Genomic DNA, 25195 nt, shown 5'->3' with positions numbered 1-25195 from the left:
ATCAGGGGCATGGGATAAGGTCCAGCAGACGGGCAATCAGGGTATCGTTGTCGAGGTTGTCCGCCATGGCCTGGTAGCTGGGGATTAAACGGTGGCGATGAACGGCGGGCTGTCAGGGACATGGAATGGCATCCAGCAGGCGGGCGATCAGGGTATCGTTGTCGAGGTTGTCCGCCAGGGCCTGATAGCTGGGGATTAAACGGTGGCGATGAACGTCGGGCTGTCAGGGACATGGGATAAGATCCAGCAGACGAGCGATCAGGGTGTCGTTGTCGAGGTTGTCCGCCAGGGCCTGGTAGCTGGGGATTAAACGGTGGCGATGAACGGCGGGCTGTCAGGGACATGGAATGGCATCCAGCAGGCGGGCGATCAGGGTATCGTTGTCGAGGTTGTCCGCCAGGGCCTGATAACTGGGAATGAGGCGATGACGCAGCACGGCCGGGGCCAGTTGCTGGATATCCTCCGGCAGCACGAAATCCCGCCCGGCAAGCCATGCCCGGGCGCGGGCGGCGCGGGCCAGCCCTATGCTGGCCCTGGGGCTGGCGCCCACCGCAATGAGGGGCTCCAGCTCGGGGCAGAGGCCGCTACCGGGGCGGGTGGCACAGATAAGTTGCACCAGATAGTGCTCGAGCCGGCTCTGCATCTGCACGGCCTGCACCGCGCTGCGGGCCGAGAGCAGGGCGGCCTGGCTCAGGGTTAGGGGGGGCGGCGGTAGTTGCTCGCCTCCGGCGTTGAGCTGCAAGATGGCCAGCTCCATGGCGGGGCTGGGGTAATCCACCATGAGTTTCAGCAGGAAGCGATCGAGCTGGGCCTCCGGCAGGGGATAGGTCCCCTCTTGTTCTATAGGGTTTTGCGTGGCCGCCACCATAAAGAGCGGCGGCAGGCGCCAGCTCTTCTTGCCCACGGTGATCTGCTGCTCGGCCATGGCCTCCAGCAGAGCGGACTGCACCTTGGCCGGGGCCCGGTTTATCTCGTCCGCCAGCACCAGGTGGTTGAACAATGGGCCGGGCTGGAACACGAAGCTGGCATCCTGGGGGTGAAACACCTCGCTGCCGGTGAGATCGGCAGGGAGCAGGTCGGGGGTGAACTGGATGCGGGCGAAGCGCCCCTCGACGGCGCCGGCCAGCGCCTTGACGGCGCGAGTCTTGGCAAGGCCGGGGGCGCCCTCGATCAACACATGTCCTTCACATAGCAGGGCAATCAGCAGCCCCTCAATGAGGAAGCCCTGTCCCAGGATCTGACTGCCAAGATAGTCCCCAAGCGCTCTGAATTCGGCCGCTGCCATGTAATGAACCCGTTGTTTTCATAGAAGTTGATCTTTTTATACTCCAGTTGGCCCCCAAGGGCGAGGGAGGGTGGCAAGATGGCGGCAATTTAGTTTCAATCAGCTGTATGAAATTTGTGAGTGGATTGTTAAGATGTGGCGCAATGAGGTCAGACCTCTTCCTTTTAATCTTCTCGTTTAACCAAGGAGCCAGGATGAAACAGCCATTGAAACTGACGACTCGCCAGGGCGAACGGATTGCCGTCGTGGCGGGTCTGCGAACCCCCTTTGCCAAGCAGGCCACGGCCTTCCACGGCGTGCCAGCGGTGGATCTCGGCAAACTGGTGGTGAGCGAGATGCTCGCCCGCACCGATCTCGATCCCAAGCTCATCGACCAGCTGGTGTTCGGCCAGGTGGTCCAGATGCCCGAAGCCCCCAACATAGCCCGCGAGATAGTGCTCGGCACCGGCATGAGCGTCAGCACCGATGCCTATAGCGTGTCGCGCGCCTGCGCCACCAGTTTCCAGGCGGTGGCCAATGTCACCGAATCCATCATGGCCGGCACTGTCGACATCGCCATCGCAGGCGGTGCCGACTCCTCCTCCGTGCTCCCCATAGGGGTGAGCAAGACCCTGGCCCGCGCCCTGGTGGATCTCAACAAGGCGCGCAATCTGCAGCAGCGTTTCAATATTCTGCGTCGTCTGCGCTTGAAAGACTTGATGCCGGTGCCGCCAGCGGTGGCCGAGTACTCCACCGGCCTCTCCATGGGACAGACCGCCGAGCAGATGGCCAAGAGCCACCAGATCAGCCGCGAGGCGCAAGATGCCCTGGCCCACCGCTCCCACACCCTGGCAGCGCAAGCCTGGGCCGAGGGCAAGCTCAATGGCGAGGTGTTCACCGCCCACGTGCCCCCCTACAAGTCGCCGCTGGAGCGGGACAACAACATCCGTGAAAGCTCCGATCTGGCAAGCTACGCCAAGCTCAAGCCGGTGTTTGACCGGCTGCATGGCTCCGTCACCGCCGCCAACGCCACCCCGCTCACCGACGGCGCCGCCGCCGTGCTGCTGATGCGCGAAGGGCGGGCGAAAGAGTTGGGGTTGGAGCCGCTGGGTTACATCCGCAGCTTCGCGTTTTCCGCCATCGACGTCTGGCAGGACATGCTGATGGGCCCCTCCTATGCCACGCCGCTGGCGCTGGACCGCGCCGGCATCACGCTGGCCGATCTGACCCTCATCGACATGCACGAAGCCTTTGCCGCCCAGACCCTGGCCAACCTCAAGATGTTTGCCAGTGCCGAATTCGCCCGTGACAAATTGGGCCGGGATCAGGCCATCGGCGAGGTGGACATGGACAAGTTCAACGTCCTCGGCGGCTCCCTGGCCTATGGCCACCCCTTTGCCGCCACAGGGGCGCGCATGATCACCCAGACCCTGCACGAGCTGCGGCGTCGGGGTGGGGGACTGGGGCTCAACACCGCCTGTGCGGCGGGTGGGCTGGGTGTGGCCATGGTGCTGGAGGTTGAATGATGAGCGCTAAGACTTTTTCACTGGATATTCGCAAAGACGGCATCGGCATCCTCACCATGGATGTGCCCGGCGAGAGCATGAACACCCTCAAGGCCGCCTTCGCAGACGAGATCCGCTCCGTGCTGGCCGAGATAAAGGGGAACCGCGATCTGATCGGTCTGGTGATCGCCTCCGGCAAGAAGGACTCCTTCATCGCCGGGGCCGACATCAGCATGCTGGCCGCCTGCACCAGCGCCCGTGACGCCGAGACGCTGTCACGGGAGGGGCAGGTGGTCTTCGCCGAGATCGAGGCGCTGACCATACCCGTGATCGCCGCCATTCACGGCCCCTGCTTGGGTGGCGGGCTGGAGCTGGCGCTCGCCTGCCATGGCCGGGTGGTGACCGAACACGGCAAGACGGTGCTGGGCTTGCCGGAAGTGCAGCTCGGCCTGCTGCCGGGCTCCGGCGGTACCCAACGCCTGCCGCGCCTCATCGGGGTGGCCAAGGCGCTGGATCTGATGCTGACCGGCAAGCAGGTCAGGGCCAGGCAGGCCAAGAAACTGGGGCTGGTGGACGATGTGGTGCCCCCTTCCATACTGCTGGAGGCCGCCATCAAGCTGGCCAAGAAGGGCAAGCCCCGCCATACCCTGAAGCGGGATCTGCAGGGCAAGGTGCTGGAGACCAATGCCCTGGGTCGCAAGGTGCTGTTCGATCAGGCCCGCAAGGGAGTCAAAGCCAAGACCCGTGGCAACTACCCGGCCCCTGAGCGGATCCTCGAGGTGGTGCGCATCGGCGTGGAGGAGGGGATGCAGGCCGGCCTCGCCGCCGAGTCCCGCCACTTCGGCGAGCTGGTGATGACGGCGGAATCCGCCGCCCTGCGCTCAATTTTCTTCGCCACCACAGAGATGAAGAAAGAGGTCAGCTACCAGGGGGCCGAGCCGCGCAAGGTGGCCCATGCCGCCGTGCTGGGCGGAGGCCTGATGGGGGGCGGCATCGCCTTCGTCACCGCCACCAAGGCCGGGGTACCGGTGCGGATCAAGGACGTAGGGAGTGCCGGCATCGGTAACGCCATGCGTTACAGTTATGACCTGCTGGCCAGGAAGCTCAAGCGCCGCCAACTGCTGCGCAGCGAGCTGGAGAAGCAGATGAGCCTGCTCACCGGCACCCTGGACTACGCCGGTTTCCACCGGGTGGACATGGTGGTGGAGGCGGTGTTCGAGGATCTCGCCCTCAAGCACCAGATGGTGGCGGACGTGGAGTGCGAGTGCGGTGAACACACCGTCTTTGCCTCCAACACCTCCTCCCTGCCCATCCACCAGATAGCGGCCAATGCCGCCCATCCGGAGCGGGTGGTGGGGCTGCACTACTTCAGCCCGGTGGACAAGATGCCGCTGGCCGAAATCATCCCCCATGCCGGCACCAGCGCCGAGACGGTGGCCACCACCCTGGCGTTTGCCCGTGCCCAGGGCAAGACACCTATCGTGGTCAAAGACGAGGCCGGTTTCTACGTGAACCGCATCCTGGCTCCCTACATGAACGAGGCGGCGCGCCTGGTGCTGGAAGGGGAGCCGGTGGAGGTGCTGGACAGTGCCCTGCTGGACTTCGGCTTCCCGGTCGGCCCCATCACCTTGCTCGATGAGGTCGGTATCGACGTGGGGGCCAAGATCTCCCCCATCCTCGAGAAAGAGCTCGGCGGCGAGCAGTTCCAGGCTCCCAAGGCCTTTGACAAGCTGCTGCAAGACGATCGCAAGGGGCGCAAGAACGGCAAGGGCTTCTACCTCTACGGCAAGGCGGCGCCGCGCAACCGCCTCACCGGCAAGGAGGGCAAGAAAACGGTGGACGAGAGCGTCTATGCCGTGCTCGGGGTCAAGGTATCGCCCAAGCTGGCCCGCCAGGAGATCGCCGAGCGCTGCGTGCTGCTGATGCTCAACGAAGCGGCCATGGCGCTCGACAGCGGCGTGGTGGCCTCGGCCCGTGACGGCGACATAGGTGCCATCTTCGGCATCGGCTTCCCGCCTTTCCTGGGCGGCCCCTTCCGCTACATGGACAACCTCGGCATCGATCATTTGGTGGGGCGCCTCGAGCACTACCAGAAGCGTCACGGCGATAGGTTCGCCCCCTGCGCACGCCTCAAGACGATGGCGGCGGAGCAGCAGCGCTTCTACTGATCAGCGGCGAACAGCCTAGAAAGCACGCGAGGCGACCCCGGGGTCGCCTCGCTTTTTTTGTCTGACCGGGGCAGGGAAGGGGAGAACGCTCGCCCCCATGGGCAAAAAAGCGGCGCATCAGGGGCCAAATCATTGATCTGGCGCAAACTGGTGCCCCATTTATTACTTTGGTGGCATAGGACTCAGGCGCCGGTTGAGGTCAAATAGCCTTATCAGGAACGGGGACTACCCCGTCACGAAAGGGACACCCATTTCACTGGATGAAGGACACACAATGAGTCTGCTTGAACAAACCATCTGGAACATATTGGGATACGGGGCCATGCCCTTTATCTTCCTGAGCGGCTTCGTGGCCGTGGCAGTGACCTGCTGCCTGCTGCTCAATGCCTTCGGGGTCAAGTCCGCCGAGAAGTGAGTCACTCTCGTTAATGCCGCCAAATGCCAGTCCTCGGACTGGCATTTGTTTTATGTGTTTTTTAACGCATTTATCCAGGCCAAGGCGGGGAAAACTGTGGTCAATATGGTCGAACCCGGCGGCCATTTTGATTACACTGGCGCCCGGCATGTCCGCCCTTTTCTCTTTTATCAGGTGTTCACGATTTCTATGGCGCTCAAGGCAACCATCTTCAAGGCCCAGATCAGCTTGTCTGACATGGATCGCAATCTCTATCAGGACTACTCCCTCACCCTGGCACGTCACCCCTCCGAGACCGACGAGCGGATGATGATCCGGCTGGCGGCCTTTGCCTGGCACGCCGCCGAGCGACTGGAGTTCACCAAGGGACTCTCGGCGGATGACGAGCCCGAGCTCTGGCGCAAGAACTATTCCGACGAGATCGAGCTCTGGATTGAACTCGGCCAGCCCGACGAGAAGCGCCTCAAGAAGGCGTGCAACCGCTCCCGCCAGGTGGTGCTCTATCTCTACGGTGGCCGTGGCACCAGCGTCTGGTGGAAACAGAACCAGGGCAAGCTCGGCCTGCACGACAACCTGACCGTGATCGAGCTCTCCGACAGCCAGACCCTGCCCCTGACCGCCATGGTGGAGCGCACCATGCAGCTCACCTGCACCATCTCGGACGGCCAGCTCTGGGTCAGCAACGGCACCCTGGAGGTCACCCTGGATCCCGTGGTGCTGATGGGGCGCGCCGCCCGCGAACTCTAAGACGGACTCCCCATGCTCAGTGCACTGCTCGATATCGTCATCCCGGTGTTTGCGGTGGCGGGCCTCGGCGCCCTCTACGGGCGGCTGCGCGGGGGAGCCGAACTCGGTTACATCAACCGGGCCAACATAGAGCTCTTCTCCCCGGCGCTGGTCTTCTCGGCGCTGGTGAAATACCCGCTGGATCTGGCGGCCCACCTGCCGCTTATCGCGGCTGGGGCCCTGGTGATATTGCTGCCGGGCTTGCTGCTCTCCCTGCTCAAACTCAAGGGCATAGAGAGAGCGGCGTTGATCTTGCCCGCCATGTTTCGCAACACAGGCAACCTCGGCATCCCGCTGATGGTGCTGGCCTTTGGCGAGCAGCAGCTCGGCGCCATCGTCATCCTCTTCGTGCTCTCCAATCTGCTTCACTTCTCGGTGGGCATGTTCATCCTCTCGGCCAATGCCTCGCGCTGGCTCTGGCTGCGCAGCCCCATGCTGTGGGCGGCCCTGGCGGGGCTGCTGGTGGCCAACCTGCAGATCCCGCTGCCGGACTATCTGGTGACCAGCGCCTCCCTGCTCGGCCAGATAGCGGTGCCCCTGATGCTCTTTGCCCTCGGCATCCGCCTGATGGAAGGGGAGCTGGACCACCTGGGGCTGGCGCTCAAGTGCAACCTGCTCTATCTGCTGGCGGGGGGCATCTCCCTTGGGATCGCCATCTGGCTGCTGCCCCTGGATCCTGCCTGGATCCCGCTCCTGATGCTCTCGGTGGCGCTGCCCCCGGCGGTGCTCAATTACATGCTCTGTGAGCAGTACCAGTGCCAGCCCGACAAGGTGGCCAGCATAGTGCTCGGTGGCAATGCGCTCTCGGTGCTGGTGATCCCCCTTGCGGTCTGGCTGGCGCTGCAATTGGGCCACTGAGGTGTAGAGAGGACAGTCTTGGCTTGCACGGGCCTGCAAGCATGGCCTATCGGTGCACCAGACCTATGCCGTGGTGGCAGAGCAGCGGGAGCCGACGAAATCGGTTGGACCTGTTCGGATATAAATGACGATGCCATTCACAATAAGTAAAAACCCCGCTGCGGCGGGGTTCTCTATTTTGACTGAAGGACTGCAATTTGGGTGTTTAAGGCATCAATTTCACCCTGGTAACGTAGCGTTACAGCCTGCATTTCGGCTGAGATACTATTCTCCCAAGTGGCACCCGCCAGATTGTTCGCAGCCAGTCCTTTTTTGCTTTTGAGTAATCTCAGTTCATTGTCTCTCTTCAGCTTCTTTGTCTCTATCTCGCTGTGTAGTGTGTCAATCTGGCGTTGCTTCTTACTAGTTGCCAGATTTTGTTCGATGTCTTGGGTCTGTTGGTTCGCCATAGCGACAATATCATCCGAGGGAATATAGACATTTACCTCGATAGGTTGCGCATTATTGGTACAGGGAATATCGCTGAAGGTGACATTGCCGTTATTAGTGCATTTGTAGATTTCAGCCTGAGTAAACATGGGGGCGGCAACAGTTAGACTACCAAGCCAGATGGCCAGAATGCGTGACATCGATTCCTCCTTGAATCATGCTTTGTACAGTGTGCGGCGAGTAATTAAACAGTGCCGTATTGTACTTTGCAACAGCTGCCTCCTCATAGTGTCACCCGATTTAGGATGCGCTTTATTCATGTACCCCATCATAAACCCGCCCTGTTAAGGCCCCTCGATACGCTGCGATTACACAGTTAATCGAGGGGCCTTTGATGTTGCTTGATACCTACCCCATAGTCCTTGCCTAGTCGCTTCGCCCTGATGTGGAAGGAGGTGAGGTCAACCACCTGGTCGACCAGGGTGGCAACACCAAGTAATGCATGGCCGCCCCGTTTATTGATTGACGGCCGCTTGCTCGTGGCCGCTTCTGCGCAGCTGGGTATAGAGGCCAAACCCGGCCAGCAAGCCGGCGAGCGCCAGCAGGCACCAGATGGCCGTGGCAGGGCGGGTGCCCGCATCCCCCAGCATAAAACCGATAAGCAGGTTGCCAAAGAGTGCCATGCAGCCCCCGGCGCTGGCATAGAAGCCGTAGTAGCTGGCGAGCTGGTCTGGGGGGGCGTAGCGGGGCAACTGGGCGGCAAAGAGCGGGAAGCAGAGGATGGAGCCCAAGGATAGCAGGGCCACCTGCGCCAATACCCCCGCCGTTGGCCAGGGGGCCAGCAGGGGGAGGGCCAGATAGCTGAGCCCCATCAGGCCGATACCGAGCCCCATGGCGAGCGGTACCCCCAGGCGGCGCTCCACCAGGCGCGATGCCGGCAGCTGAAGCAGGACGCCGATCACCGCCGAGAGGGTGAAGACGCCGCCGAGCAGCTGGGTGGCATCCGGCAGGCTCTGGATATGGGCGGGCAGGGCCAGATAGAGCTGGTGGAACAGGATCTGGTAGCTGCCCGCCAGCAGGGTGAACATCATGAAGGGGCGCTGGCGCAAAATGGTGCCCCACTGGCGCAAGATGGCGCCGCGCGGGCTCTGGTTGGCCACCGGGCGTTTGGGCAGCACCCGATACTGCAGCACCCCGAGCAGGGCGAACAGGGTGGCGGCCAGCAGCCCGGTCAGGGCATAGCTCTGCTGGGTCAAGGTGAGACCGACCAGGGGGCCGAGCAGCATGCCCGCCTGGCTGGCGAGATTGTGCAGGGCGAAGGCGCGCTGACGCTGGCTCGGGGTGCCGCATTCGCTCGCCAGATAGGCCTGGGCGCAGGGGGTGAAGAGGGCCCCGGCAAAGCCGGTGAGGGCCGCCGCCAGCAGCAGTATGGGCAGGGATTCGGCCCAGCCCAGCAGCAGGAAGCCGACCGATCGTACCAGGCAACCCCAGACGATGGCGGGGTGATAGCCGATGCGATCACCGAGCGTCCCCCCTAAGAGGAAAAGCCCCTGCTGGCTGAAGACCCGCATCCCCATGACCAGGCCGCAGGCCCAGCCGGCAAGGCCAAGTCCGCTGCCCATGTGCTGGGCGAGGAAGGGCAGCATCATGTAGAAGCCGAGGTTGAACGCCAGACCATTGATGATGAGCAGGCGGGCGGCCGGGCTCATGCCCTGCCAGTCCCGCCAGTAGGAGGCGCCGTTCATCTTGCGTGCACCCGGGTGCCTGTTGCGGGCCATGCCGAAGGCGGCGTTATGGGAAGTCTCGTCATGATTGTCTTCGCAGGGTACGAAGGAAGGGGATGCCGCTCTGATCGTGGCTTATCTGCACCGGCACCTGATAGAGGCGCTCGATGAGATCGGCGTCGAGCACCTGGGCGGGGGGGCCGAAGGCTTGCAGATGGCCCCCCGCCAGCACGATCAGCTGATCGGCAAACTGGGCCGCCAGGTTGAGATCGTGCAGCACCACCAGGGTGATCCACTGCTGCTCCCGGGTCTGCTGGCAGAGGTGTTCCATCAGTTGCATCTGGTGGTGAAGGTCCAGGGCGCTGACCGGCTCGTCCAGCATCATGATGCGGGGGTCGCGCAGCAGCACCTGGGCGAACAGCACCATCTGCCGCTGGCCGCCGCTTAAGGAGTAAAGGGGGCGATCCGCCAGATGGGCGATGCCAAGGGCCTGCAGGGCGCGACCGGCGGCCAGTATGTCCTCGTCCGCGAGGCGCATGGAGAGGCTGTCGAGGCGCCCCAGCACCACCACCTCGATGACGCTCAAATCCAGCTCCAGCTGGATGTTCTGGGGCATGTAGCCAAATTGCTGGCGCCACTTGGCTTGGGTCATCTGGCGGGCACTCTGGCCCCCCAGGCGGATGTCGCCGGCGGCCGGGGTCAGTTCCCCAAAGAGGGCGCGCAGCAGCGAGGTCTTGCCGGTCCCGTTCGGGCCGATGATCACATGGACCTGACCCGGATGCAGGGTGAGGTCGAGCTCCCGCAGCAGGGTCTGCTGGCCGAGGGAGAGGGAGAGTCGGGATATTTCAAGCACGTTTACGCCCCCTGCCGAGGATCAGCCAGATGAAGAAGGGCACGCCAATGAGCGCAGTGACTATGCCGATGGGAAAGAGGGCCCCCGGAATGATGGACTTGGAGAGCACCGAGGCCGCCGAGAGCATGCAGGCGCCGCACAGGGCGGACAGCGGGATCAGGAAGCGCTGATCTTCCCCCACCAGCATGCGGGCTATGTGGGGAGCCACCAGGCCGACGAAGCCGATGATGCCGACGAAGCTGGTGGCGGTGGCGGTGAGCAGGGCGACCAGGATCAGGGTCTTCATGCGCAGCCTGTCCACGTTGACCCCGAGACTCCGGGCACGGGCTTCCCCCAGACGCAGGCTGGTAAGGGCCCAGGCGTCCCGGTAGATGAGCAGGGTGCAGATCAGGGTGACGGCGGCGGTGATGATCAGGGCATCCCAGGTGGTGCGCATCAGGCTGCCAAACAGCCAGAACATGATCTGCTGGTTGAGCTCGGGGGAGGAGAGGAACTGCAGCAGGGAGAGCAGGGACTGGAACAGGAACAGCAGGGCTATGCCCGCCAGGATCAGGGTCTGGCTGCTGATGTTGCGCATCATGGCCAGACCAAACAAGAGGCTGGCGGCAAACATGCACAAAATGAAGGCGCCGGCCGGAATGGCAATCAGTGGCGGCAGCCCGAGACCGCCGGTATAGAGCGCCAGTGCGGCGCCGAGCCCGGCCGCGGCCGCGAGCCCTAGCGTGTAGGGGCTGGCCAGGGGGTTATCCAGCAGGGTCTGCATCTGCACGCCGCCAAGGCCGAGGGAGGCGCCGACCACCAGGGCCATCAGGGCGATGGGCAGGCGCATATCAAAGACGATGGTGCGAGTCATGGAGTCCGCCTGGGCGGGGGAGAGCAGGGCATCGATCACTTCCCCAAGGGGCAGCAGGGAGGGGCCTGTGGCGATGTCGAGCACCAGGGTAATGCACAGCACCAGGGTGAGCAGCGCCAGCCAGTGCCAGCGGCGGCGCTCCCGTTGTCGCTGGCGGGTGAGGGTCTGCTGCAGGGCAGCCAAATCATTCATGATAACCATCCTGAAACGGGCGCTCTCAAGGGGCGCCCGCAAGGGTTGAAGAGGGATGACGAAGAGGGACTTTCCTGACTCGGGTCGGAAAAGTCCGGCCCGTCAGGTTCAACCTGCCATTACTTGATACCCAGCATAAAGGTGCCCTGGGGACGAATGGGCAGATAGCTGCGGTAGAAGCCCTGATAGGTGGCCAGGGGATCGAGATCCTCGAACAAGTCCGGGTAGAGCGCCTTGGCCATGAACTCGATGAGGGCGGCATCCATGATGCTGCGGGTGGCGCCGTGGTAGACGGCGTAGAGACGACCCTGCTGCACGGCGGGCAACTCGCTCCAGCCCGGACGGGCAGCAAAGCCCTGCAGGCGCTGGCGCACCGTCTCGGCCGAAATATCCTGACCGACCTGCATCGCCTCTGCGCTGCTCACGCTCTCGTAGCCCGCCATCAGGATCACCTCGGGTTTGCTCGCCAGCAGTTGCTCCGGGTGTATGGGGCCCCAGCGTTCGACGAAGGGGGCCGCGACGTTGTCACCGCCGGCCAGCAGGGCCATGGCGCCCCACATGTCCTTGCCATAGGTGTAGCTGTACTCGGCCGGGCCCTTGTCCCCCAGCTCGATGTAGACGCGGGGCGGCTGGCGCTTCGCCTGGGCAACCCGGGAAGTGATGGTGTCAATCCTGGCCTTGTATTCGTCGGCCATCTTCTGGGCACGTGCCTCCTGACCGGTCACCTTGCCAAGCAGCAGGGTGCTCGCCATGTGGCGGGCCAGGGTCTGGGCGTTGTAATCCACCACCACCACCGGAATGCCAGCCTGCTCGAGGCGCGGCAGATCCGGGGCCAGGGCCTCGTATTGCCACTGGGCCAGGATCACCAGATCGGGTTTGACCGCCAGGGTCTTCTCGATGGAGAAGCTCTGATCCTGCACGTTGCCAAGGTCGGGCACCTTGGCCAGTTGCGGCAGGCTGGCCACATAGAGGGACCAGATGGCGGGGCGGGACTTGACGAACCAGCCACGGGACATGCCCACCAGGCGATCGGCGCCCCCTTCACCGGCCACGGCCAGATAATCCTCGGGATAGAAACCGAGCACTATGCGGCTCGCAGGCAGGCTCAGTGAGACCTTGCGGCCCATCACATCTTCCACTTCAACGGGGGCGGCGGCCTGTGCCATCCAGCTCATCAGAGCGAGCTGACCAAGCAGCAGCAACTTTGCCAGGGGGTGACGAAACATCTTGTGAAACCTCGGGGGGATAGGGCCTAAAAAAAGAAGTGAGAACTATTGCTATTCATGAGCCGAAAAGCAATGGCCGTCTGCATACTCCCCCCTCTTTTTTAGGGCCTGACCGTCTAGCCCCAGTCAGTCAGGATAAAATCCTGTTTCATTTGGCATCGTTTTCACTGTGGCCATGGGGTTTGCCTGCCGATGAGGGGGGAATATTGGCTCGCCAACCTTGCGGCGATTTCTCCCGGCGCTTCTCCCTGGTTGCCGTTATTTCCCCATCCTTGTACCGACCGGCTTGCCAAGGCCGCCGTGCCCCCCATGGCCGCCCTCGGCCGCACCCTGCCAAGATGCGGATTGGTATCCCTGTGTCAGAGTCTGTCATCCCCTTGTGCGCCGGGACGACACAGAGGCGGCAGAACATATCGGCAGACCCGTCGCCCCGCCTTCGGGAGAGAAATAACCTGCCCATACGGGTATTGCTCGTCACCTGCACGCAACAATTTGTTGGCATTGTTAGCCAGCTCCCAGCGACTCCGCCGCTAAGGGGGCAGAGTAGGCGCGATCTTGGCCGCTGGCCGAGTTCGACAGTAACAAGGTGCTGCGGCCCGCCTTGCGCGGGGCGCCAATAACATAATCTGCCCATAAAAAAAGGAAACTGACCATGTCAGGAAGACACTCTCTGGTGGCGCTCGCGGTCGGGCTGGCGCTCTCAGGACAGGCACAGGCGCAACTGCTGATCAGCGAATACCTGGAAGGCTCTGGCAACAACAAGGCGGTGGAGCTAAGCAACCTCGGCTCGGACTCCGTCGATCTCGCCCAGTACCGGCTGGCGCTCTACGCCAACGGCAAACCCCTCACCGATGCCCCAACCAACAGCCTGGCGCTGCAAGGCACCCTGGCCCCGGGGGCCAGTCTGGTGCTGGCCAATCCCTCCGCCAGCGGCGAGATCCTGGCCAAGGCCAATCAGACCAGCGGCAACCTGGTGTTCAACGGCGACGATGCCTTGGTGCTCTATCGCGGCAGCGAGATTGCAGACAGCTTAGGCCAGGTGGGGGTGGATCCGGGCACGGCTTGGGTGTCCGGCAGCATCTCGACCCTGGACATGACCCTGCGCCGCAAGGCCACCGTCACCACGGGCCGCACTGATGCGACCGGCCCCTTCGATCCGGCGCAGGAGTATGTAGCCGCCCCCAAGGATGACGCCAGCGGCCTCGGCTGCAGCGGCGATGCTCCCTGCGATGGCACCCAGCCGCCCGCCTTCGTCTGCCCGGTTGATCAGCTGATACCCGTGCCCGCCATTCAGGGTCCCGGCAGCAGCAGCCCCCTGGTGCCAGCCGGCAAGTTTGAATCCGAGCAGGCCTATGCCACTCGCGGCGTGGTGACCCAGGTGGTGAGCGGCCTCTACAAGGGCTTCTTCATTCAGGACGCGCAGGGGGACGGGGATCCGGCCACTTCGGACGGCCTCTTCATCCACAGCACCCAGGTCAAAGGCGCCCTGGTGCCGGGGGCCGAGGTATGCGTCTCGGGCAAGGTCAAAGAGTATTTCAACCAGACCCAGCTCAGTGCCGATCAGCTGGTGGTGACCCAGCCGGTGGGGGCCTTGCTGCCGGCGGTGGATCTGGTACCGGTGGGAGGGGAGAGCCTGAGCCAGCTGCTGGAGCGCCACGAGGGGATGCAGGTGCGGCTGGTACCGGAATCCAGCCTGGTGGTGACCCGCAACTTCAGCTTCGACTACGACGGCAAGCGCAACAACCTGGTGCTGGCCTATGGCGCGCCCCTCATCAAGTCGACCCAGAAGTTTGCCGCCATGAGCCAGGAGGCGAGCGACTGGGCCCTGCGCAACCAGCAAAACCAGCTGGTGGTAGAGACCGACGCCAAGGCGCCGGACGGCGTGCTGCCCTGGTATCCCGGTTTCAACGCAGAGGATGGCTACCTGCGTATCGGCGACAAGCTCAACGGGCTGGAGGGGGCGCTCGGCTACTCCTACAACCTGTTCCGGCTGGTGGCCAGCAACCGCATCGACAGCAGCGACATCGATCACAGCGGCTGGGATCGGGTAGAGACGCCGGAGCTCGCCGAGGCGGGGGATCTGCGGGTCGCGAGCTTCAACGTGCTCAACTTCTTCACCACAGTGGTGGGCGGCGATGCCAACCCCACCGGCAGCAACAGAGGCGCCCTGACGGTGCCTGAGTTCGAGCTGCAGCGCACCAAGATCGTCAGCGCCATCACCCGCCTCAATGCGGACGTGGTGGGGCTGATGGAGATAGAGAACAACGGCTATGGCGACAACTCTGCCATCGCCAATCTGGTGGCGGCCCTCAACGCCGCCCAGCCGGACGAGGCGGATCACTACGCCTGGGTGGCTTCCCCCGATGGCCAGCCCATCGGCACCGACGCCATCACCGTGGGCCTCATCTACAGACCCGCCAGCGTGACGCCGCAAGGGGCCGCCAGCCTCATAGTGCTGCCGGTGCAGCAGGCCGAGGCCCAGGACGCCAGCGGCAAACCGGTAGCCATCAATCAGGGCATGCGCGAGTCGCTGCTACAGCGCTTCAGCTCCCCCAAGGGGGATGCGCCCCTGACCCTGGTGGTCAACCACCTCAAGTCCAAGGGATCCGCCTGCTTCGAGGATTACCCCGACTACGTGACCGCCGACCCGCTGGACGGCCAGGGCCACTGCAACGCCCTGCGGGTCTCCGCCGCCAGGGTGCTGGGGGAGCGTCTCAAGGGGGTGAGCGGGGATCTGCTGCTCATCGGGGATCTGAACGCCTACGGCATGGAGGATCCCATCCGGGTGCTGACCGACTATGATCCGGCCGCCCAGGCGCGCCAGATCCTGAGCGCCTCCTTCACCACGTTGGCGGGCCAGCCCTATGAGGAGAGCGGCAGCGCCCTCGGCAAGGGCTATGGTCTGGTGAACCTCAACACCCGCTTCCACGGCACCGACACCTACTCCTACAGCTACGAGGGGGAGCTCGGCAACCTGGATCACGCCCTGGCAAACCCGAGCCTCGCGACCAAGGTGATCGGTATCGAGGATTGGCACATCAACTCCGCCGAGAGCAACTTCTTCGAGTACGGCAGCAAGTACAGCGGCCAGCTGGTGAAATCCGAGGGACCCTTCAGCGCCTCGGATCATGATCCCGTGCTGGTGGTCATCCAGTATCCGCTGCCGCCCGCCGGAGTCTTGAGCCTGGAGAGCGCCGCCGCCAGCGTGGAGGAGGGCAGCACTCTCACGCTGTCCGTGGCGCGCCGTGACGGCACTTATGGGGAGGCAAGCGTGAGTTACCGTGTCGCCTACGGCAGCGCCGATGCCAAGGACGTGGCGCCACTCACCGGTACCCTGAACTGGGCGGCTGGCCAGAGCGACAGCCAGACCATCAATATTCCGGTGAAGAGCGACACCCTGCACGAGGGGGATGAGACCTTCACCCTGGAGCTGTTCGAGGCAAGTGGTGCGGCCCTGGGTGAGCAGCACCAGACCCTGGTGACCATCAAGGACAAGCTGGCGCCCTCCACCATAGCCCTGGCGAGCGCCAGCATGACGGTGAACGAGGGCCAGTGGTTTGCCGAGATAGCCGTGGTGCGCAGCGGCGATCTCAGCAAGCCCGCCCGTGCTACCTTGGGCCTTGAGGGGATCACGGCGCGCTGGGGGCTGGATTTCCTGCCCTGGTTCGGCCAGTCGGTGAGCTGGGCCGCGGGCGAGGGGGGTAGCAAGTCCATCAAGGTGCTGATCCTGGATGACTGGTTCGTGGAGTCCACCGAGCAGTTCAAGACAAGCCTGGTGAAGGTGCAGGGTGCCCAGCCTGGGACTGTGCAGCAGACCCGGGTCGACATCCAGGACAACGACAAGCCCTGGTGGCCCTTCGGCCGCCACTGACCCTGGGGATGAAATGACAAACGGGAGCCATAGTGGCTCCCGTTTTTTATGAATGGTAATGCAGCGATCCGCTGTCTCTTGCATCTGGCGCAAGGCCAGCCTCAGCCCAGGCGATGGCTGCCGACGAGCTCGCCCAGGGGGGTGGCGATCACAGCACCCATGACAGGCTCAGGGTGCCAAAGTTGGTCTGCTCTCGCTGGGTGTCGAAGGTCTCGCTGAAAAAGGTCCGGGCGAACCCCAGAGTCAACTTGCCCCGCCGCAAACAGAATCCGAAGGATCCCATGCCGATGACGGGCTCGGAATCGACGGAGTGACTGGTGCGAAACAGGGTGCCATCGAGGGGCAGGTAGTGGACGACCCCGTAGGCGCCGCCGCCGCCAAAGAGCGACAGCGACCAGCGATTCTGCGGAGCTATCCCGACCGTGGAGGCGGCATTGAGCCCGGAGCGCAAGGCGGTGACCCCCAGGGCATCCACCAGATCCCAGCCTATCTCGCCATAGAGACCGACCCCGGCCCCGGTGAAATAGTTGCCGACCCCGGCGGTGGCCAGGGGCACCAGGCGCCACTCCAGCTCGGCGGCTGTGCGTCCGGCGGCGGCGAGGTGGGCCACCGTGTAGTTGAGGTTGAGGATGGGTTCGTTCGGCAGCTGGGTATCCCAGCCTTGCGGCTTGTCGGCCCCGATCAGGCGATGGAACTCCCGCTGGGTGTCGTCGGCCTGGGAGGCGGGGCCGACCACCCCCAGTTTGAGCTGCCAGGCGTGGCTCCAGTCCCACCTGCGGGCATAGAGGGTGCTGTCGACCACCAGCACCCCTGAGTAGGGTTGATCATCGGCATCGGGATGGGGCTCCCCGATGTCGTCCGGGGTGTTGATCTCCTGGGCCAGGGCCCAGGAGGCATAAGTGGTGTAGCCGTCATCGGCCACGAATGGCAGGAACGACCAGAGCCGGGTCCATTGGCCGAGTGCGCCTTGGTCATCGGGGTCTATGTCCCCCGATACCCAGGCGATCCCCACGCCATTGGTGTAGTTGTTGTCAGATCCGGTAAAGACGTCGTTCTCCACCGTGAGGGTCAGGGTGCCATCCGCAGCCTGGCTGGCGCCGCTCAGCAGCAGCCCCGCCAACATCAGTGCCGTGCGTCGCTTGTTCACTATGCTCGCTCCTCTGCGTTAGCGGCCTGCGCCACAGTGCGCCCTGTGTCCTTGACCGGGGCGATCCTGAACCAGGCTGCATAGAGGGAGGGTACGAAGAAGATGGTCAGCAGGGTGGCAATGGTCAGACCCCCCATGATGGCGATGGCCATGGGGCCCCAGAACACGCTATGGGTCAGGGGCACCATGGCAAGCACGGTGGCCGCCGCCGTCAGCATCACAGGGCGGGCCCGCATCACGGCCGCCTCGACCACGGCGCTCCAGGGATCCCGGCCACTGGCGGTCTCTATCTGGATCTGGTCGATCAGGATCACCGAGTTGCGCATGATCATCCCGCACAGGGCTATGATGCCGAGGATGGCGACAAAACCCAGGGGCGCCTGGAACAGCAGCAAGGCGGCCACGACCCCTATCAATCCCAGCGGTGCGGTCAACAACACCATGGTCATCAGGGAGAAGCTCTGCAACTGCAGCATCAGGATCAGCAAGATGGTGATCAGCATCACAGGGGCTACGGCAACCAGCGAATCGTTGGCCTTGTCGCTCTCCTCCACCGAGCCGCCCACGTCAATCCGGTAACCGGACGGCAAGTTCCCTTCGATCTCCTTGAGCATGGGCTGGATCGCCTTGGTCACAGAGACGCCCTGGGCGCCATCGACCACATCTGCCCGTACCGTGATTGCCATGTCGCGGTTGCGTCGCCACAGCACCGGCTCTTCCAGCTCATGGCGCACGGTCGCAATCTGGGACAGGGACACCACTGTTCCCTGGGCCGTATAGAGGTTGATGTCCTTCAGGGTCTCGACGTCGAGCCGCTCCGAGGGAATGGTTCGGGCGACCACGTCGATCAACTCCTCGCCATCGCGCAGCTGGGTCAGGGTCGCACCCTGCATCAGGGACTGGGTCGCCATCGCCACCTCGGCCGGGGAGAGGCCCAGGGCGCGCGCCTTCTCCTGATCGAGCTGCACGCCCAGGGTACGCACCGGTTCGTTCCAGTCAAACTGGACGTCACGGGTTTGCGGATTGCGGGCCACCACCTGTTCCACCTGGCGGGCTATGGTGCGTACCACCTGGGTGTCGGGACCGACGATGCGGAACTGTACCGGGAAGCCGACCGGCGGGCCGAGTTCCAGGCGGGTGACGCGTATCCAGGTCTGGGGGAACTGCTCGTCGACCATGGCCATCAGGCGCGAACGCAGACGCTCGCGCGCCTCCAGATCCTTGGTCATCACCACAAACTGGGCATAACCCGGATTGGGCAGCTCTGGGGTGAGTGAGAGCGAGAAGCGCGGTGCGCCTGCCCCCGTGTAGGCGGTGAAGAAGCGCACGTCGTCGTCTTTGGCCAGCACCTGCTCCATGCGCCGGACCTGTTCGCTGGTCGCGGCGAAGGAGGCGCCTTCCTTGACGCGCAGCTCGACGATCAGCTCAGGCCGCGTGCTGTCCGGAAAGAACTGCTGCGGCACCAGCTTCATGCCCAGCACGGCCAGCACCAGGGCCCCGAAGGTGACGCCGATGACCAGCCAGCGGCGCGCGATGGCCGTCTCTATCCAGCCACGCAGCCGGCGGTAACCCTTGGTGTCATAGGGATCGGCCCCTTCGTGGTGATGGCCCAGATTGTCCGGCAGCATCTTGACGGCAAGATAGGGTGTGAACATCCCCGAGCAGATCCAGGAGAGCACCACGGCGGCGCCGACGATCCAGAAGATGCCGCCGGCGTATTCGCCCGTGGTGGACTGGGCAAAGCCCACCGGCATGAAGGCGGCGACGGTGATCAGGGCGCCGGACAGACGGGGCATGGCGGTCGCCTGATAGGAGTAGGAGGCGGCCTTGACCTTGTCCCAGCCCGCTTCCATCTTCACGATCATCATCTCCAGGGCGATGATGGCGTCGTCCACCAGCAGGCCCAGGGCGATGATGAGCGACCCCAGAGAGATCCGCTCCAGATTCCAGCCCATTCCCAGCATGACGATGGCGACCATGCCCAGCACCAGGGGGACCGACAGGGCGACCACCAGGCCCGGGCGCCAGCCCAGGCTCAGCAGGCTCACGATCACCACGATCACCAGGGCTTCCATCAGTGCGCGCTCGAAGTCCCAGACCGCCTCCTTGACCGTGGTGGGTTGGTCGGCGATCAGCTCAAGATCCAGGCCGTAGGGCAGTTCATTCTGGATCTTGGCGACGCTCGCCTCGAGCGCCTCGCCGAGCTGGACTATGTTGCCATCGTCGGTCATCACCACCCCCAGCATCAGCACCTGCTGGCCGTTGTGGCGGATGCTGTAGGACTGGGGATCCTCATAGCCCTGATGGACTGTGGTGAAGTCGCCGAGCTTGATCACCCGGCCACCGGCGGCAATGGGCAGGTTGCGAATGTCGTCGAGGTTACGGAACTGGCCGCTGACGCGCACATAGATACGGTCAGAGGCGGTATCGAGGGAGCCTGCCGGCAGGATGGCGTTCTGACTCTTCAGGGCCGCCATGATCTGCGCTGGCTGGATGCCCAGCGCCGCCAGGCGTTCGTGGGAGAACTCGATGTAAATTTTTTCCGCCTGCTTGCCGAGCAGATCGATCTTGTTGACCATGGGCACCTTGAGCAGATTGCGCTTGATGATCTCCGCCTGATCTGCGAGATCCGCGAGGCTGACCCCGTCGCCCTTGACGGCGTATATCAGGCCGTAGACGTCACCGAACTCGTCGTTGAAGATGGGCCCCACGACGCCGTCAGGCAGCTCGAGCTCGAGATCGGCGAGCTTCTTGCGCGCCTGGTACCAGGCCTCCTGCTGGTCCGCCTTGGGGGTCCCCCCCTTCACGCTGAGCGTCATGCCGCCAAAACCCTGACGGGAGAAGGTCACCACCTTTTCGAAGTGATCGAGCTGCTCGAACTTCTTCTCCATGCGGTTGAGCACTTCATCCTGGAGCTGCTGCGCCGTGGCGCCGGGCCAGGCCACCATGGCGGTCATGGACGGCACCGAGAAGTTGGGATCCTCCAGCTGGCCCAGCTTGCCAAAGCCGAGGGTGCCCGCCACCGTGATGAGGATGAGCAGGAACAGCACCACGGCGCGGTGGTTCAGCGCCCATTGGGTGAGGTTGAAGGCGTTCATCGGGTCACTTCCTCACTGTCAATCCGGGACTCAGAGGCGGGCAGGGCGACTTTCAGGCCCGGGGCCATCTTCTGCACCCCGGCGGTGACGATGAGAGCACCCTCGGCGGGGCCGGAGATCAGCACCTGGTCGCTGCGATAGCCCTGGATGGCCACCTTGACCAGCTTGACGACGCCGCTGTTGCCCGCGCCATCCTGCTGTACCGTCCATACCGCCGGCGCACCCTGCTCCTGGGTGAGGGCAGTGACGGGGAGGGTGGCGACCCGGGCGCCCCCATCGGTGTGCTCGGCGATCAGGGTCGCGGTCGCCCCCAGGGGCAACTGCCTCGGTTCGACCGGCTTGAGGCGGGCACGGTAGGTGCGGGTCTGGGCCGAGGCCTGCGCCGACAGCTCGCGCAACTCGACGTCAAAATAGCGGTCCGGTTCGGTGGCCAGCGACGCCTTGTAGCGCGCCGCCTTGAACTCGGCCAGCCGATTCTCCGGAATGTCTGCCACGACCTCGGGTTTGCCCTCGTTGGCGATGGTAATGACGGCTTGACCCGCCGCCACCACCTGGCCAGTCTCCATGCGCAGCGCCGTCACCACGCCACTGATGGGGGCACGCAGCAGGGTGTAATTGACCTGGTTGCGGGCCAGCTCGAATTGGCGAGCCTCGGCCTGTGCTGCCGCCCTGGCGGTGCGCAGGGTGCTGTGGGCCTGCTCCTCGTGGGAGGCGCTGACGGAGCCGTTCTTCTTGAGCGCCTTGAGGCGCAGCCAGTCGGCTTCGGCCTGCCAGGCGGCGGCCTTGGCCGCATCCAGGCGCTGGCGGGCGGCCTCCTCGGCGAGCAGGTAATCCGTATCATCGAGCACGGCGAGCACGTCGCCCTCGTTCACGACCTGGCCGACATCGACCTTGCGCTCCTGCACCTTGCCGCCAATGCGAAAGGCTTGTTCGACCTCATAGCGGGAGGCGACCGAGGCGAAATAGCGGTGGCTGTTGCGCAGGCTGTCGTAGTGCAGCGCCATAGTGTTCACCGGCCTCAATGCACTCGTGGAGGGGGCCGGCTCTGAGCATGCGCAGAGCAGGGTGATGAGCGTGGCGGCGCTGGCCGCGGTGACGAAGCGTTTCACGACAATTCCTCGTTGGTTGGCAGAGATGGGGCCATTTCGCCGGGAGGCGGGTGAGCGCTGGCTCGCACGCCGCCAGGCCGGAGCAAGGATGCGGCGCACCGCCGTTCTCGTCGGGCACTGCGCCGGAAGAGAAGGGGGCTGGAGACAGGGTCACACTCGCGTCGTCCATGGTGCGAAACAGGATGCTGAGCGTAACAAGGCTCGCCCGGCCTGGGGTCAGGAAGCGGTCAGACTTTGGTCGGAAATGGGTCGGGCCCCTTTTCGCGGGCAGAGTGGGCCAGCGCTGGCTCATGACACGGGGGAGGCCGCCGGGGGAAGGTGCCTCAGGGCGGGGGGAGTGACAAGGCGCTATGAGGTTGGCTGGAAGAGGGCGTGCCCGGGGCTTCCCTGGGCTTGATGGCGCCTCTTGCCCCGGTGAACGTGGCTCGCAACCCCGGCAGTAAGATGATGGAGCATGGCGGGCTCCGGGGCTCAAAGTGGAGCTGGGGGGGGGCGCGTTACGGGCGGCCCCCGGGATCATCTGGCGGTTGGCCCGCTTGCGAGAAGGTGGTTTGCCTGGGCGAGGAGGGGAGTCTCTCCCGCCTCGGCGAGTCGGGTTGTCAGGGCGGCGAGGGCATCCCACTCGGCCTGGGTCGGGGTCTGGTATGCGCACAGTGTGGTCAGCGCCAGCAAGGCCAGCCAGGGGGTGCCCTGGGCCTGGGCTTCCTCGAACGCCTGACGGGCCGAGGTGGCGGCGGCCAGGGTATCGCCGGCGGCCTGTGCTATGGCCCCCTGGATCAGCAGCAGTTGCGGCAGCACGATGCGCTCACCATGGCGCTGCACCAGGGCGAGCGCCAGATCCAGCTGTTCCTGCGCCTGGTACCACTCTTGTTGCAGCACCAGGGCCTCGGCGAGGTAGCCCAGGGTCTCGCTGCCCCCGGATATCATCCCCAGCGCCCTGTTGTCCAGGTAGGCCTGCCGGATCTGGCGCGCCCCTTCGTGGGGCCTGCCCCACTGGGTGTCAGCCCACCCCTGGAACCAGCGACAGGGCGCCTGGCCCTGGGCGAGGGCAAACTCATCGACCAGGGTACGCATCTCGCCGGCCAGGGTCGCCACCCGCGCCACCTCGCCGCACCGGATCCCGCACAGGGCATCGAACCAGAGGGTGATCATCAGCGCCATCGGCTGGGCGATCTGGTGGGCGCGGGCATAGGCCTGTTGCAGGCGCCCCCGGGCCTGGGCAAACAGGCCGAGCTGGGCGAGGGGGAGGCTCAGCAAGGCCAGTACCGTCACCTGGGGATCGGCGATAAAGCCGATGAAGCTGTGCTCGGCCCCCGCCTGTGCCAGCTCGAGCAGCGGCAGGGCCTGCTCCAGGGTCTCCCTGGCCGCGCCATGGTGACCCTGCATCATGAGCGCCTGGCCCTGCACGGTACAGGCGGCCAGGATCAGCAGGGGATCCGCCTGGGCGGTGGCGAGGGTCCGCGCGCGCGCGGCGATGGCCAGGGCCTCCGGGTATTCGGCCCGCAGGGCATGGAGGAAACCCAGACCATGGAGCGCCAGGCCGGCCATGGGGTGAGCGGGCACCTCGGCCAGCCGGTCGGCGGCCCTTTGGTAGGCATGGCGGGCCTCTTCCCCGGCACCCAGGGTGTGGAAGGCGGCCGCGCCGCGCAGGGTGGCCAGGGTGATCTCCAGGGCGTGGCGCGACGGGCTCTCGGGGAGCTGCTCGATCAGGGTCAACCCCCGGGCGGTCAGGCTCATGCATTCGGCGGGACTGAGATGAAGCAGGGCAGCCTCGGCGGCCTCGGCATAATAGCCAAGGGCCTTCATGGGGGCGTGGCCGCGGTCAAAATGCATGGCCAGCTCGGCGGCGGTCACCTCCTGGCCTGCGGCCCGCAGCGCCTCCAGGATGCTCCCTGTCTTGCCGTGCAGCGCCCCACGCAGGGGCGCGGAGAGGCCATCATAGAGGCGCTGGCGAAACAGCTGATGGCGAAACTGGACGCAGCGGTTGGGACCCTCGGTCGATGCCTCCGGGGCTGGCACCATCAACCAGAGTCGCTCCCGGATCAGCGCCTCGCACTGCTGCGCCATCTCCATCAGGCTGCACTCCAGCACCCGCGCCAGGGTGTCGACATGGACCCTCATGCCCAGCACGGCGGCGGCGGCGAGCAGCTGGCGCCGCGGCTCGGGGAGTCTGGCCACATGGTGATCGATCAGGGCACTGAGGCTCTCGGGCAGCGCCCGGCGAACCAGGCGCGCGGGCTCGGTGTCGTCCCCATAGGCCGTCCGGCTCATCACCTCGGTGGCGAGGGCGGCGACGAACAGCGGGACGCCGCCGGTTCGCTCATGGAGGGCGAGGGCAAGCCCGGGGGCGCCGTTCAGGGCCGGCATCCGCTCGCTCACATAGGTCGCCACCTCCTGCTCGCTGAAGGGGGCCAGGCCTATCTCCTCACCCAGGCCCTGCCCGCGCAGCGCCTGCCTGAGCCCATGGAGTGGATGGTCGGGGACAATGGGCTCATCAGGCCGGACACTGCCCAGCCACATCAGACGGCTGGGGCTGCGTCGGCGGGCGAGGTAGTCGATGAGCTGGAGGGTCGAGGGATCGCCCCAGTGCAGATCTTCGGTGATCAGCAGCAGCGGTCGCTGCTCTGTGTAGCGATCCAAAAACTCGCTCATCTCCCGCAACATGCGCTGGGGATGGGCGCCGACCAGCTCATGCAGCAGGGTCTCGCGCTGCGCCGGCGAGCAGAGCCAGGGCAGCTGCAGCAGCCAGGTCGGGGCCACACTGCGCAGCAGCGAGACCGCCTCTTCATCACGACGGCACAGCTCGGCGATGGCCTCCAGCACCGGCAGATAGGGTTCACCCGCCCCATGCAGTTGCACGCATTGCCCCCTTACCCAGAGGGCATCAGGGATCCCGGCGCAAAAGTGCGCGATCAGGGTCGACTTGCCGATCCCGGGTTCACCCGCGACCCAGACGATGGCACGCAAGCCTTGGGCCGCCCGCTGCCAGGTGTCTTGCAAACGCGCCAGCGCCTCCCCCCGCCCGACAAACAGCCCCAAAGAGGGCGTTTGTTGCGGCATCGCAAGCGAAGTGATGACAGGCGTGACGGGGGTGCAAGCGGCCTCCTGAGGGAGCAACGGGCAGATGAAGCGATAGCCGCGGCGGGAGACGGTCTCTATGAAGCTCGGCTGGCGGGGATCGTCTCCCAGCAGAGTGCGGATATCGCTGATGGCTCCCTTGAGGACGGAGGCGCTCACGAAACGATGGCCCCACACCCGATCGAGCAGCTCATCCTTGGTCAGCAGCACGCCATGCTCGCGGATCAGGGTACACAGTAGGCAAAATGGGATGGGGGAGAGGGGAACGGCGTGGCCATGGTGCAGCAGCCGTGCATTTCGTTCATCCAGTTCGAAGTCGCCAAAGCAGACATGCAATTGAGGCGATGTACTTGATATCTTTGACATATTCAAACCGTTATAGCGCAGGCTGGCAATCGGAAACATCTTAGCCAGCCCACTGCCGTGGTCAAGAGAAAACACAAGCAGGCTGAGTATAGGAGGAAAAGGGCGGCTCAACCGGGGGAAAGGGGATCTTATGAAGCCTATTTGATTGAATTATCTTGGGTTTTCCACATGGATCTTCCCATGGGCGGCAGCCCGGGTCCTCCTGCTTCGCCCATGAAAAAGGCCCACCGCGTCGGGTGGGCCTTCTCCATGG

The 25195-nt window shown here is 64.5% G+C and carries 16 protein-coding genes and 2 pseudogenes; 6 read left to right on the top strand and 12 right to left on the bottom strand.

Translation table 11 applies throughout. From position 1 onward, the window contains the following. Position 1 precedes the first annotated feature (1 nt). The 3 genes and pseudogenes from ACFWHB_RS11320 to ACFWHB_RS11310 all read right to left on the bottom strand — a co-directional run. Positions 2–97, bottom strand: a pseudogene (locus ACFWHB_RS11320) (AAA family ATPase); the annotation flags it as partial. A 15-nt stretch (positions 98–112) separates the two neighbouring features. Then, positions 113–208 (bottom strand): annotated as a pseudogene (locus tag ACFWHB_RS11315) (AAA family ATPase); the annotation flags it as partial. A gap of 126 nt (positions 209–334) precedes the next feature. Further along, on the bottom strand, positions 335–1285 hold the full coding sequence (locus ACFWHB_RS11310; protein WP_395948411.1) for an AAA family ATPase: 951 nt from the start codon (positions 1283–1285) through the stop codon (positions 335–337). 194 nt (positions 1286–1479) lie between these two features. Between ACFWHB_RS11310 and fadI the strand changes: the two genes are divergently transcribed. The 5 genes from fadI to ACFWHB_RS11285 all read left to right on the top strand — a co-directional run bounded on the left by fadI (position 1480) and on the right by ACFWHB_RS11285 (position 6996). Beyond that, complete coding sequence (gene fadI / locus ACFWHB_RS11305) at positions 1480–2790, top strand: acetyl-CoA C-acyltransferase FadI (RefSeq protein WP_395948410.1); 1311 nt, start codon at positions 1480–1482, stop codon at positions 2788–2790. Then, complete coding sequence (gene fadJ, locus ACFWHB_RS11300; RefSeq protein WP_395948409.1) at positions 2790–4937, top strand: fatty acid oxidation complex subunit alpha FadJ; 2148 nt, start codon at positions 2790–2792, stop codon at positions 4935–4937. Before fadI ends, fadJ begins: the two co-directional genes overlap by 1 nt. A gap of 274 nt (positions 4938–5211) precedes the next feature. After that, positions 5212–5352, top strand: a complete 141-nt coding sequence (locus tag ACFWHB_RS11295; RefSeq protein WP_005325161.1) for a TIGR02808 family protein — start codon at positions 5212–5214, stop codon at positions 5350–5352. 189 nt (positions 5353–5541) lie between these two features. After that, positions 5542–6099, top strand: a complete 558-nt coding sequence (locus tag ACFWHB_RS11290) for a YaeQ family protein (protein WP_042648052.1) — start codon at positions 5542–5544, stop codon at positions 6097–6099. Between the two features lie 12 nt (positions 6100–6111). Continuing rightward, entirely contained in the window at positions 6112–6996 is an 885-nt protein-coding gene (locus ACFWHB_RS11285; protein ID WP_395948408.1) for an AEC family transporter, read from the top strand. Between the two features lie 173 nt (positions 6997–7169). On the opposite strand, the gene ACFWHB_RS11280 is transcribed toward ACFWHB_RS11285, so the two are convergent. The 5 genes from ACFWHB_RS11280 to ACFWHB_RS11260 all read right to left on the bottom strand — a co-directional run bounded on the left by ACFWHB_RS11280 (position 7170) and on the right by ACFWHB_RS11260 (position 12273). Then, complete coding sequence (locus tag ACFWHB_RS11280) at positions 7170–7625, bottom strand: DUF4124 domain-containing protein (RefSeq protein WP_395948407.1); 456 nt, start codon at positions 7623–7625, stop codon at positions 7170–7172. Positions 7626–7940: 315 nt separating this feature from the next. Further along, positions 7941–9170, bottom strand: a complete 1230-nt coding sequence (locus tag ACFWHB_RS11275; protein WP_395948406.1) for an MFS transporter — start codon at positions 9168–9170, stop codon at positions 7941–7943. Between the two features lie 61 nt (positions 9171–9231). Next, a complete protein-coding gene (locus ACFWHB_RS11270) occupies positions 9232–10002 on the bottom strand; it encodes an ABC transporter ATP-binding protein (RefSeq protein ID WP_395948405.1) in 771 nt (256 codons plus the stop codon). Further along, positions 9995–11047 carry a FecCD family ABC transporter permease gene (locus tag ACFWHB_RS11265; protein ID WP_139746157.1) on the bottom strand — a complete coding sequence of 351 codons (1053 nt, stop codon included), beginning with the start codon at positions 11045–11047 and terminating at the stop codon, positions 9995–9997. Before ACFWHB_RS11265 ends, ACFWHB_RS11270 begins: the two co-directional genes overlap by 8 nt. A gap of 119 nt (positions 11048–11166) precedes the next feature. Next, positions 11167–12273, bottom strand: a complete 1107-nt coding sequence (locus tag ACFWHB_RS11260) for an ABC transporter substrate-binding protein (RefSeq protein WP_368169649.1) — start codon at positions 12271–12273, stop codon at positions 11167–11169. A 652-nt stretch (positions 12274–12925) separates the two neighbouring features. On the opposite strand from ACFWHB_RS11260, the gene ACFWHB_RS11255 reads away from it, so the two are divergent. Continuing rightward, positions 12926–16144: an ExeM/NucH family extracellular endonuclease gene (locus ACFWHB_RS11255; protein WP_395948404.1), complete on the top strand. Its 3219-nt coding sequence runs from the start codon at positions 12926–12928 to the stop codon at positions 16142–16144. 148 nt (positions 16145–16292) lie between these two features. On the opposite strand, the gene ACFWHB_RS11250 is transcribed toward ACFWHB_RS11255, so the two are convergent. From ACFWHB_RS11250 to ACFWHB_RS11235, 4 genes are all read right to left on the bottom strand, one after another. Beyond that, positions 16293–17291 carry a lipid A deacylase LpxR family protein gene (locus tag ACFWHB_RS11250; protein ID WP_395948403.1) on the bottom strand — a complete coding sequence of 333 codons (999 nt, stop codon included), beginning with the start codon at positions 17289–17291 and terminating at the stop codon, positions 16293–16295. Beyond that, on the bottom strand, positions 17291–20389 hold the full coding sequence (locus ACFWHB_RS11245; protein WP_395948402.1) for an efflux RND transporter permease subunit: 3099 nt from the start codon (positions 20387–20389) through the stop codon (positions 17291–17293). Before ACFWHB_RS11245 ends, ACFWHB_RS11250 begins: the two co-directional genes overlap by 1 nt. After that, entirely contained in the window at positions 20386–21498 is a 1113-nt protein-coding gene (locus tag ACFWHB_RS11240; RefSeq protein WP_395948401.1) for an efflux RND transporter periplasmic adaptor subunit, read from the bottom strand. The genes ACFWHB_RS11245 and ACFWHB_RS11240 overlap by 4 nt, the downstream gene beginning before the upstream one ends. Positions 21499–22014: 516 nt before the next feature. Next, positions 22015–24942 carry an AAA family ATPase gene (locus tag ACFWHB_RS11235; RefSeq protein WP_395948400.1) on the bottom strand — a complete coding sequence of 976 codons (2928 nt, stop codon included), beginning with the start codon at positions 24940–24942 and terminating at the stop codon, positions 22015–22017. Positions 24943–25195 lie beyond the last annotated feature (253 nt).

This window comes from Aeromonas mytilicola subsp. aquatica (assembly GCF_044336385.1).
Classification (GTDB): Bacteria; Pseudomonadota; Gammaproteobacteria; order Enterobacterales; family Aeromonadaceae; genus Aeromonas; species Aeromonas rivipollensis.
This window is presented reverse-complemented; position numbering and strand designations above follow the sequence as displayed.

Bases quoted from the DNA above. Each gene is read 5' to 3' on its own strand.
- ACFWHB_RS11265 (WP_139746157.1), bottom strand. From the start codon at position 11,047: ATGAATGATTTGGCTGCCCTGCAGCAGACCCTCACCCGCCAGCGACAA.
- ACFWHB_RS11310 (WP_395948411.1), bottom strand. From the start codon at position 1,285: ATGGCAGCGGCCGAATTCAGAGCGCTTGGGGACTATCTTGGCAGTCAG.
- fadJ (WP_395948409.1), top strand. From the start codon at position 2,790: ATGAGCGCTAAGACTTTTTCACTGGATATTCGCAAAGACGGCATCGGC.
- ACFWHB_RS11275 (WP_395948406.1), bottom strand. From the start codon at position 9,170: ATGAACGGCGCCTCCTACTGGCGGGACTGGCAGGGCATGAGCCCGGCC.
- ACFWHB_RS11245 (WP_395948402.1), bottom strand. From the start codon at position 20,389: ATGAACGCCTTCAACCTCACCCAATGGGCGCTGAACCACCGCGCCGTG.
- ACFWHB_RS11285 (WP_395948408.1), top strand. From the start codon at position 6,112: ATGCTCAGTGCACTGCTCGATATCGTCATCCCGGTGTTTGCGGTGGCG.
- ACFWHB_RS11295 (WP_005325161.1), top strand. From the start codon at position 5,212: ATGAGTCTGCTTGAACAAACCATCTGGAACATATTGGGATACGGGGCC.
- ACFWHB_RS11255 (WP_395948404.1), top strand. From the start codon at position 12,926: ATGTCAGGAAGACACTCTCTGGTGGCGCTCGCGGTCGGGCTGGCGCTC.
- ACFWHB_RS11280 (WP_395948407.1), bottom strand. From the start codon at position 7,625: ATGTCACGCATTCTGGCCATCTGGCTTGGTAGTCTAACTGTTGCCGCC.
- fadI (WP_395948410.1), top strand. From the start codon at position 1,480: ATGAAACAGCCATTGAAACTGACGACTCGCCAGGGCGAACGGATTGCC.
- ACFWHB_RS11260 (WP_368169649.1), bottom strand. From the start codon at position 12,273: ATGTTTCGTCACCCCCTGGCAAAGTTGCTGCTGCTTGGTCAGCTCGCT.
- ACFWHB_RS11290 (WP_042648052.1), top strand. From the start codon at position 5,542: ATGGCGCTCAAGGCAACCATCTTCAAGGCCCAGATCAGCTTGTCTGAC.
- ACFWHB_RS11235 (WP_395948400.1), bottom strand. From the start codon at position 24,942: ATGTCAAAGATATCAAGTACATCGCCTCAATTGCATGTCTGCTTTGGC.